General features: G+C 59.3%; 13 protein-coding genes and 2 pseudogenes. 11 read left to right on the forward strand and 4 right to left on the reverse strand.

Annotated elements, in window-relative coordinates; translation table 11 throughout:
- The first annotated feature begins 11 nt into the window (after positions 1 to 11).
- The 3 genes and pseudogenes from ACMG4O_RS04235 (at position 12) to ACMG4O_RS04245 (ending at position 1,742) form a co-directional block, all read left to right on the forward strand.
- On the forward strand, positions 12 to 338 hold the full coding sequence (locus tag ACMG4O_RS04235) for a P-II family nitrogen regulator (protein WP_194854800.1): 327 nt from the start codon (positions 12 to 14) through the stop codon (positions 336 to 338).
- 105 nt (positions 339 to 443) lie between these two features.
- A pseudogene (locus ACMG4O_RS04240) lies at positions 444 to 1,355 on the forward strand (cation diffusion facilitator family transporter); the annotation flags it as partial.
- Between the two features lie 60 nt (positions 1,356 to 1,415).
- On the forward strand, positions 1,416 to 1,742 hold the full coding sequence (locus tag ACMG4O_RS04245) for an STAS/SEC14 domain-containing protein (protein ID WP_348320636.1): 327 nt from the start codon (positions 1,416 to 1,418) through the stop codon (positions 1,740 to 1,742).
- A 340-nt stretch (positions 1,743 to 2,082) separates the two neighbouring features.
- On the opposite strand, the gene ACMG4O_RS04250 is transcribed toward ACMG4O_RS04245, so the two are convergent.
- The gene (locus tag ACMG4O_RS04250) at positions 2,083 to 2,979 is read right to left on the reverse strand and encodes a cation transporter (protein WP_194854798.1); all 897 of its coding nucleotides are present in this window, start codon (positions 2,977 to 2,979) and stop codon (positions 2,083 to 2,085) included.
- Positions 2,980 to 3,074: 95 nt separating this feature from the next.
- On the opposite strand from ACMG4O_RS04250, the pseudogene cadR reads away from it, so the two are divergent.
- Positions 3,075 to 3,473: pseudogene (gene cadR / locus ACMG4O_RS04255) on the forward strand (Cd(II)/Pb(II)-responsive transcriptional regulator).
- A 109-nt stretch (positions 3,474 to 3,582) separates the two neighbouring features.
- On the opposite strand, the gene ACMG4O_RS04260 reads toward cadR, so the two are convergent.
- From ACMG4O_RS04260 to ACMG4O_RS04270, 3 genes are all read right to left on the reverse strand, one after another.
- Positions 3,583 to 4,515: a bile acid:sodium symporter family protein gene (locus ACMG4O_RS04260; RefSeq protein ID WP_194854797.1), complete on the reverse strand. Its 933-nt coding sequence runs from the start codon at positions 4,513 to 4,515 to the stop codon at positions 3,583 to 3,585.
- A 15-nt stretch (positions 4,516 to 4,530) separates the two neighbouring features.
- The gene (nhaD, locus tag ACMG4O_RS04265) at positions 4,531 to 5,760 is read right to left on the reverse strand and encodes a sodium:proton antiporter NhaD (RefSeq protein ID WP_067604968.1); all 1,230 of its coding nucleotides are present in this window, start codon (positions 5,758 to 5,760) and stop codon (positions 4,531 to 4,533) included.
- A gap of 92 nt (positions 5,761 to 5,852) precedes the next feature.
- Positions 5,853 to 6,293: a MerR family transcriptional regulator gene (locus ACMG4O_RS04270; protein ID WP_138773361.1), complete on the reverse strand. Its 441-nt coding sequence runs from the start codon at positions 6,291 to 6,293 to the stop codon at positions 5,853 to 5,855.
- Positions 6,294 to 6,437: 144 nt separating this feature from the next.
- On the opposite strand from ACMG4O_RS04270, the gene ACMG4O_RS04275 reads away from it, so the two are divergent.
- From ACMG4O_RS04275 to ACMG4O_RS04305, 7 genes are all read left to right on the forward strand, one after another.
- A complete protein-coding gene (locus ACMG4O_RS04275) occupies positions 6,438 to 6,626 on the forward strand; it encodes a type II toxin-antitoxin system VapB family antitoxin (protein WP_067604960.1) in 189 nt (62 codons plus the stop codon).
- Positions 6,623 to 7,012 carry a type II toxin-antitoxin system VapC family toxin gene (locus ACMG4O_RS04280; protein WP_067604959.1) on the forward strand — a complete coding sequence of 130 codons (390 nt, stop codon included), beginning with the start codon at positions 6,623 to 6,625 and terminating at the stop codon, positions 7,010 to 7,012. The genes ACMG4O_RS04275 and ACMG4O_RS04280 overlap by 4 nt, the downstream gene beginning before the upstream one ends.
- A gap of 62 nt (positions 7,013 to 7,074) precedes the next feature.
- Complete coding sequence (locus ACMG4O_RS04285) at positions 7,075 to 7,416, forward strand: DUF3703 domain-containing protein (RefSeq protein WP_067604957.1); 342 nt, start codon at positions 7,075 to 7,077, stop codon at positions 7,414 to 7,416.
- 56 nt (positions 7,417 to 7,472) lie between these two features.
- The gene (locus ACMG4O_RS04290) at positions 7,473 to 7,811 is read left to right on the forward strand and encodes a hypothetical protein (RefSeq protein ID WP_138773357.1); all 339 of its coding nucleotides are present in this window, start codon (positions 7,473 to 7,475) and stop codon (positions 7,809 to 7,811) included.
- A gap of 59 nt (positions 7,812 to 7,870) precedes the next feature.
- A complete protein-coding gene (locus tag ACMG4O_RS04295) occupies positions 7,871 to 9,166 on the forward strand; it encodes a TolC family protein (protein WP_194854796.1) in 1,296 nt (431 codons plus the stop codon).
- Positions 9,163 to 10,386, forward strand: coding sequence for an efflux RND transporter periplasmic adaptor subunit (locus ACMG4O_RS04300; RefSeq protein WP_194854795.1), 1,224 nt, complete (start codon positions 9,163 to 9,165; stop codon positions 10,384 to 10,386). Before ACMG4O_RS04295 ends, ACMG4O_RS04300 begins: the two co-directional genes overlap by 4 nt.
- Positions 10,387 to 10,410: 24 nt before the next feature.
- On the forward strand, positions 10,411 to 13,536 hold the full coding sequence (locus tag ACMG4O_RS04305; protein ID WP_067604952.1) for an efflux RND transporter permease subunit: 3,126 nt from the start codon (positions 10,411 to 10,413) through the stop codon (positions 13,534 to 13,536).
- Positions 13,537 to 13,617 lie beyond the last annotated feature (81 nt).

Genomic DNA, 13,617 nt, shown 5'->3' on the forward strand with positions numbered 1-13,617 from the left:
AGGAGACCGTAATGAAAGAGATAAAAGCTTACGTACGAAACAACATGGTCAACAAGGTGATTGACGCCTTAGCGCAGCTGCCGGAGCCGCCTTCGGTGGCGGCCGTTCCGCTGGAGACCTATGGTCACGGCGTCATTGACGACGCCTACGGTCGATTACGAATGACAAAGCTGGAAGTCGACATCGCCGATGCTCGCGTCGGGGAAGTCGTGGCGCTAATCGAACAGGCGGCAAAGACCGGGGAAGGGCATCCCGGCGACGGTCGGATTCTCATCACAAATGTGGAGGCCGCTTTGCGAATCGATACCGGTGAGCGTGACGAGGAAGCACTTAAGTGATCCGATTATCCAAGATGGCCCCGCTCAGAGTTCCGGCGGAAATCTCTGTTAACACTGCGTCGTCCGCAAGCTCTGGCGGCTGAGATACTCACAAGGAGAGCAACCATGTCACATGACCAAGAGCATACACGTATTGACCCTGCTTCCGGCGATCGCCGTGTATCCATAGCCATTTGGGCCAATGGTATTCTGACCGTGGCTCAGGTCGTCGGTGGTATACTCTCGGGAAGCCTCGCGCTGATCGCGGATGCCCTGCATAATTTTTCCGACATGGCCGCCTTAGTGGTCGCCTTCGCGGCGCGCAAGATCTCGGGACGACCGGCCGACGAACGGATGACGTTCGGCTACGGGCGCGTCGAGGTGGTGGCCGCCCTTATTAACTATACTACATTGATTTTAATCGGCTTTTATCTGATCTACGAGGGTGGGATGCGAATCATCAATCCGCCCGAAGTGCAGGGCTGGACGGTAGTTGTCCTCGGTGGAATTGCATTGATGGTTGACGCCCTTACCGCATTTCTGACTTATTCAATGCAGAAAGGCAGCGTTAATATCCGCGCTTTATTCCTGCACAACCTGTCGGACGCCTTCGCCTCTATTGCCGTGGTTGTCAGTGGGGCGCTTATTATTCTTTATGACATGTGGTGGATGGACCCGGCGATCACCATCGGGATTGCGCTTTACATCCTCTATTTGGCTTTCACCGAGATAGATGGTCCCATTCGCACACTGATGCTGGGCAGTCCGCCCGATATCGATAACGAGGCCGTTATAGATACGATGGCGAACGTAGCGGGCGTCGTGGACGTCCATCATGTGCATCTGTGGCAGATGGAGGAGCACGAAGCGGCGATCGACTGCCATGTGGTGTTGACGGCGGATGCTTGGTCACGAATTGAAGGCATCAAGAGTCGGATTAAACGGCAGTTGAAGGAGCGGTTTGATATTGGCCATTCCAGTCTGGAATTCGAGCATGAGCACAGTCAACATGAGAACGCTAATCTATACGGCCACGGTCGGCCCGGAGAGGGCGATGAAGCACATGTTATCGAGATTCTAAAGGATAACAGTGATGTCATTGGTCTCGAATGCCGCGGCAAGCTGTCTCTAGATGACTTGAAGGGCATACATATTACACTTCACAAGCGGCTTGCAAAGGCCCATGAGCCCGGCCTGGTTATTGATCTGACTGACTTCGAAGGTTATAAGGGCTTATCCGCCATACATGAGGATTTGAAGATGGACATCGCTCACAGAAGCGACTTTGATCGAATCGCGGTAGTCGGCGACCGAAAGTGGATTGAGCTGGGAACGTCGCTCGTCAGCGCTCTGACCTCTGCTGAAATGCGCTGGTTCGACACGTGTGATCGAGATAGTGCGGTCCAATGGGCGAGCCGGAGATGACGTGGCATGATAGTGTGCGGGCATCCGATTCGAAAACATACTAGCCCGGTTTGATAACGCCCATAACGTTGAGCTCTGATGCAAAAAAAAGCGCTTTATGCGTTTCTAATCATTTTCTCGTTGATGTTTTTCGTCAGTCTGGCTATGAATCTGTACACTGGCCGTGCCGTCTATTTGGCCCCTGTTATTGGGCTTGGCGGCATGCTGTGGTCTGTGCTTCGGCTGCGAGGTTGCACTCACATAGCGGGTGTGCGAATCGGTCGTGAAGACAAGGGGTGAATGAGATTGGGGCGGCGCTCGAAGCCATCAAGGCAGGCTCGTCATGCATCGTTGAATGGCTTTAACTCTTAAGCGCCAGAATGCGCCTGGCACCGTTCAGCACAATCACACCCGTGATTGTGCCGATAATTAGGTCCGGATAATTAGATCCGGTCCACGCGACCAAGGCGCCGGCGGTAATGACTCCCATGTTGACCACCACGTCATTGGCAGAGAATATCCAGCTTGCTTTCATATGCGCCCCGCCCTCTCGATGTTTGGATATGAGCAGAAGGCAGCTGATATTGGCAATCAGTGCGACGAACGCGATAGCCATCATCACCAGCGATTCAGGTTCACTCCCGAATGCAAAGCGTCTCATCACTTCCACGAGTACGCCTATAGCTAGAATCAGCTGGAGTACACCAGCAAGGTTGGCGGCGCGCACCTGCATTTTCACACCATGCCCAACCGCATAAAGGGCGATTGCGTACACTGCCGCATCGGCAAAGTTGTCCAGCGATTCTCCGAGCAGTCCGGTGGACTGGGCGATCAAGCCGGCAGTCATCTCCACCACGAACAAGAGAGCATTGATACCCAGCAGCCAACGCAGACTGCCGGATTCCTGCTCCGCAGAGAGGGTCGAAGATCCGGCGGCCTCGACGGTTTCGGGATCGGTAGCGATGGTCCCTTGGAGCGAGGCTCCTAGCCCTAAGGTGGCTAGCTTTTCAGTGATAGGGTCAGCCTCGCCATGATGTACGACCTCCAATCGGCGGTTCGACAGGTCAAAGGCCAGCGTGCGGACCTCTTCAAAACCGCTCAGAGCCAAGCGGATCATTCGTTCTTCTGACGGACAGTCCATCTTGGGTACCCTATAAGTGCTGGTCCATGCCCCTAATGCTCCGGAGCCGTCAGCACTATCGGTGCCCGATGGGGTTGTTGCACTACGGCCAGAGGGCCTGTCAAAGGATTGGCTCATGAAACAGGTCCAGTCGCAAAACATGATATAGCCATTCAAAACCATATGGTGGCTATAAGGTCAATAGGGTAAAGAAAACGGTGAGGAGAAGCCTGATGCTCATTAGTCAGTTGGCGCGCATGGTAGGGGTCGACACTCAGACGATTCGCTTCTATGAGCGGCAAGGTCTGTTGCCGCCGCCGGACCGGCAGGAGAATGGTTATCGTATTTATACCTAAAAACACACTGAGCAGTTGGCCTTCGTCCGCCACTGTAGGGTTCTGGACCTTTCACTGTCTGAGATTTCCGAACTGCAGAAATGCCAGGGCGATCCGCATCAGTCTTGTGCCGTCGTTAACGTCTTGGTTGACGAGCATATCTCCCATGTGCGGTCGCGGATAACGGCTCTGTTGGAGCTCGAGGAACAGCTCATTTCGCTAAGAAAGCGTTGCAACGATGACCGCGAGGTTGAGACTTGCGGGGTTCTTGCTGGAATTAGCGAAGCTGACTTTTAAGAAAGCTCCAAGCGTCATCATCGGATATTCGATGGTTGGTTGCTTACTGAGGGCCAAGAACTTTTAGTCTCATAGAAAACGTGGATCGACGTCGAAGTCCTTTAGTTCTTTATGGAGGTGCCTGGTTTCGTGCGATGATCTTGGCGGCGATAGGCGAGGTGATCATTTGAACCACGGCAAAAAAAGCGGACGGGATCGCTATTTCTGATGGCAAGCCCGATGCGGCCACGAAAGCAGCGGCAATACTGAATTCCTTTTTGCTTACGGTGAAGAGGTATGTAATCACATCCCTGCGATCATTGGTTAGTAGCCGTGAGGCCACTCCTACTAAATAGCCAATCAGATTCAGGCACAAGGCCGCCCCCGCAATGACAAAAGCGTACCAGCCGTAGTTAATAATGATTGCCGCATTTGGCCCTACCACGGCGAGCAGTATCAATAGGTAGATAATTGAACCCAGCCCCGCGTAATGGGAGTCGTGCCGTGCGAACAAGCCTCGAAATCCTGTACGCAAGCTCACACCCAACACAGTAGGGACGAAAACGATCAATACCAGTTCCAGGATGATGGATCCAAGTGGCGCTTCCAGTTGTATTCCCGTGAGCCATAGGAAAAGAAAGGGAACGATGAACGGAGACAGTGCTGTGTTGATGGCGTTGAATACCGCAGCCAGAGCAACATTGCCCCGCGCCATCAGTACCAGAAGGGGGGAGGAGACATCGGTTGGCAGAGTGCCAAGTAAGGTTTGCCCCGCAGCCAGTGGGCCACTTCCAAAAAAAAGGCGTCCGGTTAACCACCCGGCAATCGACATGGGTCCATAGACCAAGCCTAGCGCCAGGAATTGCCTTGACGGCTTACGTAGCACCGTTCGTACATCGTGCGCGTCGAAGGTGAGGCTGATAATGAACATCAGAAACGCCAGTAATGGCCCGATGCCAGGTTCCAGGAACTGACCGGTTTCTGGGATTGCTAGCCCTAACCCGGCTACAAAAATGACAAACCATACAAGTTTGGATTCGACAAAAGAAATTAATTGGTTCATCTAATTGCTTTCTGGTTACAGCAGCGCGCTGACACCCAGCACGCCGGCGAAACCGACGGAATAGGCCACCAGCAGATAGCCGGAGTACTTCAGGTAGCTGCCGAAGGTGAGCGATTCCACCTTGCTCATCGCCACCACCCCGGCGGCGGAGCCGATCACCAGCAGTGAGCCGCCCACGCCCACCGCGTAGGTGAGGGTCAGCCACTGCGGCAACGTCATCTCGATGCCGGAATTCAACAGCGCGGCGGTCAGCGGCACGTTGTCGAACAGCGACGACACCAGGCCCATCACATAGTTGGCGGCCAGCGGCGGCATCACGTCGTACAGGTGCGGGAAGTAGGCCAGCACGCCCAGCTCCTTGAGCATGCCCACCAGCAGCAGCACGCCGAGGAAAAACAGCAGGGTGTCGAACTCGATCTTGCGGATGTATTCCAGGGTGGGCTCGTCGCGGTTGAGAAACTGCACCACCATGAACATCAGCGACAGGCCGAACAAGAACATCAATACCGGCGGAATGCCGAACAGAATATTGCCGCCGATGGTGGACAGGATGGTGGCGAAGAACAGCCCGGCCACCACCTTGTCGCCGCCGTTGATGTGCACTTCTTTCTTTTCCAGCACCAGCTGGCCGTCCAGGCCCCGGGAGAGCATCAGTGACAGGGACGCCACCGCCAGAAAAGCGGGCAGGCTGAGCAGCAGCAGATGGGGGATTTCCACCTTGTCGGCCAGGAAGATCATCAGCGTGGTAACGTCGCCGGTGATCAGGGCGGTGCCGCCGGCGTTCACCGAAAACACCACCAGCACCACGTAACGCAGCAGCTTGTCCGTGGGCAGGTTCAGATTCAGCAGAATCGCGATGCACACCAGGGTGGCGGTGATGTTGTCGGCCATGGACGAGAAGCAGAACGCGAACAGGCCGGTGAGCAGCATCAACTGGCGTTCGCTCATGCGCTCGGGAATCAGCCGGTTGACGATGCCGTCGATAATGCCCTTGCTGGACAGATAGGCGACGAACGTCATCGCCGCCATCAAAAACAGCCACAGCGAGGCGATATCCAGCAGGTTGTCGTCCAGGGCGAGCATCAGCGCTTCGCGGGTCTCGCCGGCGGGCGGCGAAATGAAATACAGCACCCAGACCAGCGAACCGAAAAACAGCGTGGTCTTGGCTTTGTCGATATGAACCACGTCTTCCACAACAATGGAGACGAACCCGAGAGCTACGAGACACAGCAGCACGGCGGACATGGCGGACTTCCAGGCAGGACAGGGGAAAAGACGGCGGCGATTCTAACGCCGATACGTCAAGAAAGCGACCTACCTGTTTCGCGGATGGCTCTTTACTGCTTGCCGGCCACCGCCTCCAGGGGATGGTCGTTTCGGCACAGGCGGTGATCGCCGAGCACCTCGATCACCCCGCAGTGGGCGACATCGCCGCCGGCGCACCCTTTGATCATACGGTCCAGTTCGTCACGCAGCGCGCACAGCGCGCCAATGCGGTCGTCCACCGCGTCCCGGTGGCGCCGCGCCAGTGCATCCACGGCGGCGCAATCGCGGTGCTCCTGGTCCGACAGGGCGAGCAGCTCGCGGATCGCTTCAATGCGGAAGCCCAGCTGCCGGGAGTGGCGAATAAAATGCAGCCGGTCACGATGGCGCTCGCCGTAGCGCCGCTGGTTGCCGGCACTGCGCGCCGGCTCGGGCATCAGGCCGATCTTTTCGTAGTAGCGGATGGTCTCCACCTTGCAGTCGGTGGCGCGGCTTAACTCGCCGATTGAAAGCATGCGGCTTCCCTCGTCTATCTGTAGTGACTACAGCTATTTAACCGAAATGGCGAGGTCAGCGAAACCGCCAATCCTGGGCATTGAAATAAGCATCATTTGGTGACATATTTGGTGCTAACCTGACACTTGGAGAGGAGCAGCAGGATGCGGACCACGATCAATATCGATGACGACTTGCTGGCCGAGGCCCAGCGGCTCACCGGCGTTAAGGAACGTACCCAGATTATCCGTGATGCCCTGGTGGCATTGATCGAACGGGAGAGCGCCTTGCGGCTGGCGCGCCTGGGCGGCTCCGAGCCGGATCTGGCGGTGCCCGGGCGCCGCCGGCCATGATTCTGGTGGACACGTCGGTGTGGGTGGACCATCTGCGCGCCGGCGACCGGGAGCTGGCCCGCCTGTTGGAGCGTAACCAGGCGCGGATACACCCCTTCGTGGTCGGCGAGCTGGCCTGCGGCAACCTGAGCCGCCGCCGCGAGGTGCTGGATTTGCTGCGGGGGTTGCCACCGGTGCCGGTCGCGGACCAGGACGAGGTGTTGTTCCTGATCGAGCGGCACGGTCTGATGGGGCGGGGTATCGGTTTCATCGACGCGCATCTGCTGGCCGCAACGCTGCTCAGTCACGCCACTTGTCTGTGGACCCGGGACAAGCGGCTCGCCGAGGTGGCGCGAGACCTGGGCGTGGACGGCGCACCGGGGCCGATGATTCATGATCGGGCTTGACCCTGTAGTGGCTACAGGTATTTCAATTGACATCCTGAGTTCACTGAAAGCAGGACGGGTCCATGAAACCTCGCCTTCGCCGGGCTTTCCGCCATGAAATGGATCTCGCGCGCCTCGCCTATCAGGAAGGCGACTGGCAAGCGGCGTTCCGTCATCTTGAGCGAGCGCACATTATCGGACAACGGTTTATCGGCCCGCACACCCTCGCGCATTGGTGGATGCTGCGAGTGGGGTGGAGACGCAGGGATGCTCGGGAGGTCCGGGGTCAGTTACCGCGACTGGTGGCGGCATTACTGCTGTCACGAATCTGGGTGCCCGCCGGTAACACCGGCGGCGCGGATGTCAGCCCGATCAAGCCGATGCCGATACCCGCTGATCTGGTGGCCCTATTGCGCCGACGGTGATTTTGACGCCATGCGCGCGTTGCCGTACTGTTTCCGCTCTGATTAAGGTGGTGTGCATGTTGAAACGTTGGGTCGCAGCAATGCTGGTTGTGTTCCTGGCCGTTAACGGGCTGGTGGTGGCGGGAGATTCCACCATCCATGCCAGCCATGACACTCCAGGCCTGTCGTTGCACGCCGACGGTGATATTAAAAACGTTTCAGCTGCTTTTCCGATGGACGCCGACGATGGCGGTTATCATGATTGTCACAACCCCGCTTGCTACGCGCCTTTAAGCGCCAGCGTGGCGGGTGCCCACTTCGCTCTTGGCAACACCTGGCCGCCGAATCCGCGTCCGGGCGCAGTGCTGTCTGGGCGCCAACCTCCCGTTCCCCCACCGAATACGGTGTCGTTCTAGCGTACTGAATGACCTCCGGCGTCCCGCGCCGTCGTTTCCCGTATTTGGAGCATAGTTTCATGCATCACCGTACTTTGTGCGGCGGCCTTGCCGTCGTGTTCGGCGGTCTAGTGCTGGTCTGGCCCTTGGCCACCGGCGCCGACACCATCGATTTGAAATCCGTGAATCTGACGACCGTCCTGTCCCGGGTGCTCGAGCGCAACCCTGGTCTGGATGAATACCCCTATCGTTTCCGCGCCGCTGATGCGGCCGTTGTTCAAGCGGGCATCCGCCCCAGTACCGAAGTCTCCCTGGAAGTGGAAAATATCGCCGGCTCCGGGCAATGGGCCGGCACCGACGGTGCGGAAGTCACGTTGGCTTTGAGCCAGACCGTCGAGTTGGGCGGTCAGCGCGACGCCCGGATGGAGAGTGCTCGCCGGGCCGGAGAAGTGAGTCGTCTGGACTACGATCTCGCGCGTCTTGACTTGCTTGGCGAAGCGAACCGGCGCTACTTGGCGCTTGTCGCCGCCGAGCGCCGCGTGACCCTGGCCGAGAAGGCCCTGGGCCTGGCCGGTGACGCCGAACAGGCCGCCCAGCGGCGCGTTGCCGCTGGCGCCGCTCCGTCATCCGAACGGCGTCGTTTGGTGCTGTCCCGGCAGGCGGCGGAACGAGACCTGGAACGGTCCCGCATGGATCGCCGTTCCGCCAGCCAACGGCTTGCTGCCCTGTGGGGAGAGACCGGTGAGCAAGGTTTGCGTGCCGCCGAAGAGCTGCTGCCCTTGCCGGACCTTCCCGGTTTGAAGCAATGGCGCGGACGTCTGGATCAGGCGCCGAGGTTGCGCGAATTCGCTTCTCTAACCCGTCTCGCTGAGGCCCGGGCCCGGTTGGCGCAAGCCAATGGCAGCCGTGACGTACGCTTTTCCGTGGGCGCTCGGCATGATGAATCCAGTGGCGATCAAGCCGCGGTGTTGGGGTTCTCCATGCCGCTTAATCTGAGCAACCCCAATCGTGGTAACGAGGCCCTTCGGCTGGCTGAAGTGGACCTTCTCGAGTCGCGCAGAAGTGCCGCGCGCATCGAGCTGTTGTCGCTGGTGGAGGGCTTGTACCTGGAGCTACAACAACGCCGCACCGAGGTCCGCTCGATTCTGGAGCAATCCCTGCCGGAAGCCCGGCGGCTCTACGAGGAAGTCCAGGCCGGCTATCGTCGCGGGCGCTACAGCGTCCTTGACCTGATTGACGCCGCTCATTCCCGTCTGGCCCTGGAGCGTCGAGTTACCGACCTGGCTGAGGGCTTTCATCAGCAACGCAATGAACTGGAGCGCCTGACCGGCACTTCCCTGGCCGCCGAAGCGCGTGCGCAAGGAGATTCCCAATGAACCGATTTATTCTGAGTGTGTTGTACGCTGGCCTGCTATCTGCTGTCACCACCGGTGCCTGGGCGGCAGGCGCGAGTGGTGGCGATCATGCTGAACGCCAGGAGCGTGAGGGGCCGCACGGGGGACGCCTGCTGGAGAAAAATGAATTCGGTCTGGAGCTGACGATATTTGAAGATGGCGTTCCACCTGAATATCGAGTCTACGCTTACCGGAACGGAAAACCCCTGGACCCGGATCAAGTAGATTTGACCATCAGGCTGGACCGTCTGGGCGGACAGCGAGACCGTATTACCTTTGTCCCGGAGCGTGACTACTTGCTGGGCCAACAGCCAGTGGCCGAACCGCATTCCTTTGATGTCACCGTGGAAGCCAGCCTGGACGGAGAGACGTATCAGTGGCGTTTCGAAAACCATGAAGGCCGCACCCTTATCCCTGAACGTCTGGCGAAAGCCTCCGGTCTCGGTACCGAAATCGCCGGTGAGCGAACCCTGGAGCGCACGCGCCAGGTCACCGGCCGGGTCGAAGCAGATCCAGACAAACTATACCGGGTCACCGCCCGCTATCCGGGCACGGTTGAGCGGGTGCTGGTGTCGGTGGGCGACCGGGTAAAAAAAGGCCAGCCGCTGGCGCGGGTGGAAGCCCGGGAGAGCCTCACCCTGCAGACGGTGACCGCACCGGCGGATGGCGTGATTACAGAGCGCTTTCTGAACGCCGGAGCGGCCACCAGCGGCGAACCAATTGTTGAGATCGGCGATTTCTCCACCCTTTGGCTGGAGCTGCATCTGTTCCCTCGTGATCTGGACGCTGTGTCCCCAGGGCAGGCTGTGCGCCGAGCGGACGACGCTACTGTGTTGGGCGCAGTGGATTACCTGTACCCCCGAGCTGACGAGGACAGTCAGGTCACCCGGGCGCGGGTAGTGGTCAACGACCCACCCGCCGATCTGCGCCCTGGCATGTTGATTGGTGCCCAGGTGGTGATTGAAAAGAAGACGGTGCCGTTGGCGGTACGCCGGGAAGCGATTCAGAGTTTCCGCGACATGCCGGTAGTGTTTGCCCGCTTCGATGAAAAGTATGAAGTGCGGATGATCAAACAAGGCATGAGTGGCGCGGATTACGTGGAAGTCACCGGTGGTTTGGAGCCAGGCACCGAATACGTGACTGAAAACAGTTTCCTAATCAAGGCCGACGTCCTTAAAGACGGCGCCACTCACGGCCACTAAGTGCTTAAGCACTAAGGAGATCTCATGATCGATGCTTTCGTGGGCTTGGTGGTCCGCCGGCGCTGGTTGGTGATGGCGCTGACCGCGTTGCTGGTGTTGGTGGGCATACGTAGCGCCGTGCAATTACCCATCGACGCGGTACCCGACATCACTAATGTCCAGGTGCAAATTAATACCAGTGCGCCAGGCTACTCGCCACTGGAATCGGAACAACGTATCACCTATCCGGTGGAAACGGCGATGGCCGGGCTGCCTAATCTCGACTACACGCGCTCGGTATCCCGATACGGTTTGTCACAGGTCACGGTAGTGTTCGAGGAGGGCACCGACCTGTACTTCGCCCGCCAGCGGGTGGCGGAAAAACTGCAAAGCGTGCGCGGGCAACTGCCCGAAGGCATGGAACCGGAGCTCGGTCCCATTGCCACCGGACTGGGTGAAATTTTCATGTACACCGTGGAAGCCGACCCGGGCGCCCGCAACGAGGAGGGTGAGCCCTACGACGCGGAAGACCTGCGTACCCTGCAGGACTGGGTGGTGCGGCCTCAGTTAATGCTGGTGGACGGCGTTACAGAGGTGAACACCATTGGCGGCTTCCAGCGCCAATATGAAGTGGCGCCGGACCCGTCGAGGCTGATCGCCCACGAACTGAGTTTGAGAGATCTGTCAGCGGCCTTGCGCGACAACAATTTAAACCTCGGTGCTGGTTATTTGGAACGCAACGGCGAGCAGTGGCTGGTGCGTTCCCCGAGCCAGGTGGCGAGCCTGGATGAGATCGCTGAGATCGTCGTGGCGCGACGCGGTGATACCGTGATACGTGTGGCGGACGTGGCGGAAGTCCGCTTCGGTAAAGAGCAGCGCACCGGCGCGGCCACCCGCAACGGTGAGGAAGTAGTGCTCGGTACCACCTTCATGCTGATCGGCGAAAACAGCCGGGAAGTGGCCAAGTCGGTAGCGGAACGTCTTCAGGAGGTTAATCGTTCCTTACCCGACGGTGTGCGTGCCGAGCCGATGTACGATCGCACCTCTCTGGTCGAAAAAACCATCGCCACGGTGGAGAAAAACCTGTTCGAAGGCGCGTTGCTGGTGGTCGTGGTGCTGTTCGCCCTGCTGGGCAACTTCCGTGCCGCCCTGATCACCGCCGCGGTCATCCCATTGAGCATGTTGTTCGCGCTCACCGGCATGGCGGCCAACCGGGTCAGTGGCAATCTGATGAGCCTGGGCGCCATCGATTTCGGCTTGATCGTCGACGGTGCCGTGATCGTGGTGGAGAACTGTCTGACCGGTCTGGCGGCGGCTCAGAAGCACCATGGGCGTTTGCTCACTTTGAAAGAGCGTTTGGACACCGTCACCCGGGCCACCCGGGAAGTGTTCAAGCCCAGTGCCTTTGGGGTGTTCATCATCATGGTGGTATACCTGCCGATCTTCGCGCTCACCGGCGTAGAAGGGAAGATGTTCCACCCCATGGCATTCACCGTGGTAGCGGCGCTTACCGGGGCGCTGATTTTATCGGTGACCTTCGTGCCGGCCGCCGTCGCCCTGTTTGTACGAGGTCGGGTGGGCCATCAGGATAACCCGGTGATGCGGGTGGCGCGGCGACTTTACCAGCCGGCTCTGGATGTCGCTCTGCGTGCTGCGGTGCCGGTATTGCTGGTGGCGGGGGTGTTGGTTGTTGCCAGCGGAGTCCTGGCGACCCGACTGGGCACCGAGTTCATCCCGCAGTTGGATGAGGGCGATGTGGCGGTCCACGCGCTGCGCATCCCCGGCACCAGCCTGAGCCAGGCATTGGAGATGCAGGAACAGGTGGACCGCCGTTTCCTGGAATTCGACGAGGTGGACAAGGTGTTCGCCAAGCTAGGCACCGCCGAGGTGGCCACCGACCCGATGCCGCCCAATGTGGCGGACACCTTTGTGATTCTGAAGCCCCGTGACCAATGGCCGGACCCGGATCGGCCCAAAGCGGATTTGGTGGCCGCCATGGCCGAGGCGGCGGAAACGCTGCCGGGCAACAAGTACGAGTTCACTCAGCCGATTCAGATGCGTTTCAATGAGCTGATCGCAGGGGTGCGCGCGGATTTGGCGGTGCGCTTTTACGGCGATGATCTGGCTCAACTGGAAGCGCTGGGTGAGCAGGCGGTATCGGTGATCAACAGGGTGCCCGGCGCCGCCGACGCCCGTCTGCAGCCGCTCTCAGGCCTGCCGGTGCTCACTGTTACACCGGACCGGGAAGCATTGGGCCGCTACGGTCTTAATGCCTCGACCGTACAGCGGACGGTGCGTGTCGCGGTGGGCGGCGAGACCTTGGGTACCGTATACCAGGGTGACAGCCGCTTCCCGTTGCGTTTGCGCTTGCCGGCGGAGAACGTGGCGGATCTGGACACCCTGAAGCGGCTTCCGATAGCGGTGCCCGGAGGTCATGACCCCGGCTATGTGCCGCTGGAAGAAGTGGCGGAGGTGGCGTTGACGCCGGGGCCTAACCAAATCGATCGCGAGAACGGCAAGCGTAATGCCATTGTATCCGCCAACGTGCGGGGCCGGGACCTGGGCTCATTTGTCGAGGATGTGCGGACGGCGGTTCGTGAGGAGATTGATCTGCCCACCGGTTATTGGGTGGACTATGGCGGTACCTTTGAGCAGCTGCAGTCCGCCTCCCGGCGTTTGGCCATCGTGGTGCCGCTTTCGCTATTGCTAATCTTCGCGTTGTTGTATGGGGCGTTCGGCAGCGCTCGCGATGCGCTGATTATTTTTACCGCCATTCCCCTGTCGCTGACCGGGGGCGTGCTGGCCCTGTGGGCACGCGACATCTCCCTGTCGATCTCCGCCGGGGTCGGGTTTATTGCCCTGTCCGGTATTGCCGTGCTCAATGGCGTGGTGATGCTGTCTCATATCAAGGATCTGATGGCGGAGGGCATGCCATTGCGGGACGCGGTGCGTGAGGGCGCGCTGCGCCGCCTGCGACCAGTGCTGATGACTGCTTTGGTAGCGGGGCTTGGTTTCGTGCCGATGGCCTTCAACACCGGCATCGGCTCGGAAGTGCAGCGTCCTCTGGCCACCGTTGTGGTTGGAGGGATCGTCACCGCTACCCTGCTTACTCTGGTGGTATTGCCGGCGCTGTACAGCCGGTTTGGCCGCAAAACGGTTGAACAAGTTTAACCTGGACCTTAACCCGAAACAGGGCGCCACCGTTTGGGCGCCCCGTCAGTATGATATGGGATTGACGATGAACTACTGGCC

It is taken from the genome of Alloalcanivorax venustensis, assembly GCF_047495515.1.
In the GTDB taxonomy this organism is placed as follows: domain Bacteria; phylum Pseudomonadota; class Gammaproteobacteria; order Pseudomonadales; family Alcanivoracaceae; genus Alloalcanivorax; species Alloalcanivorax venustensis.

Coding starts and splice junctions, on each gene's coding strand:
- ACMG4O_RS04235 (WP_194854800.1), top strand. CDS start 12: ATGAAAGAGATAAAAGCTTACGTACGAAACAACATGGTCAACAAGGTG.
- ACMG4O_RS04250 (WP_194854798.1), bottom strand. CDS start 2,979: ATGAGCCAATCCTTTGACAGGCCCTCTGGCCGTAGTGCAACAACCCCA.
- ACMG4O_RS04260 (WP_194854797.1), bottom strand. CDS start 4,515: ATGAACCAATTAATTTCTTTTGTCGAATCCAAACTTGTATGGTTTGTC.
- nhaD (WP_067604968.1), bottom strand. CDS start 5,760: ATGTCCGCCGTGCTGCTGTGTCTCGTAGCTCTCGGGTTCGTCTCCATT.
- ACMG4O_RS04270 (WP_138773361.1), bottom strand. CDS start 6,293: ATGCTTTCAATCGGCGAGTTAAGCCGCGCCACCGACTGCAAGGTGGAG.
- ACMG4O_RS04275 (WP_067604960.1), top strand. CDS start 6,438: ATGCGGACCACGATCAATATCGATGACGACTTGCTGGCCGAGGCCCAG.
- ACMG4O_RS04280 (WP_067604959.1), top strand. CDS start 6,623: ATGATTCTGGTGGACACGTCGGTGTGGGTGGACCATCTGCGCGCCGGC.
- ACMG4O_RS04285 (WP_067604957.1), top strand. CDS start 7,075: ATGAAACCTCGCCTTCGCCGGGCTTTCCGCCATGAAATGGATCTCGCG.
- ACMG4O_RS04290 (WP_138773357.1), top strand. CDS start 7,473: ATGTTGAAACGTTGGGTCGCAGCAATGCTGGTTGTGTTCCTGGCCGTT.
- ACMG4O_RS04295 (WP_194854796.1), top strand. CDS start 7,871: ATGCATCACCGTACTTTGTGCGGCGGCCTTGCCGTCGTGTTCGGCGGT.
- ACMG4O_RS04300 (WP_194854795.1), top strand. CDS start 9,163: ATGAACCGATTTATTCTGAGTGTGTTGTACGCTGGCCTGCTATCTGCT.
- ACMG4O_RS04305 (WP_067604952.1), top strand. CDS start 10,411: ATGATCGATGCTTTCGTGGGCTTGGTGGTCCGCCGGCGCTGGTTGGTG.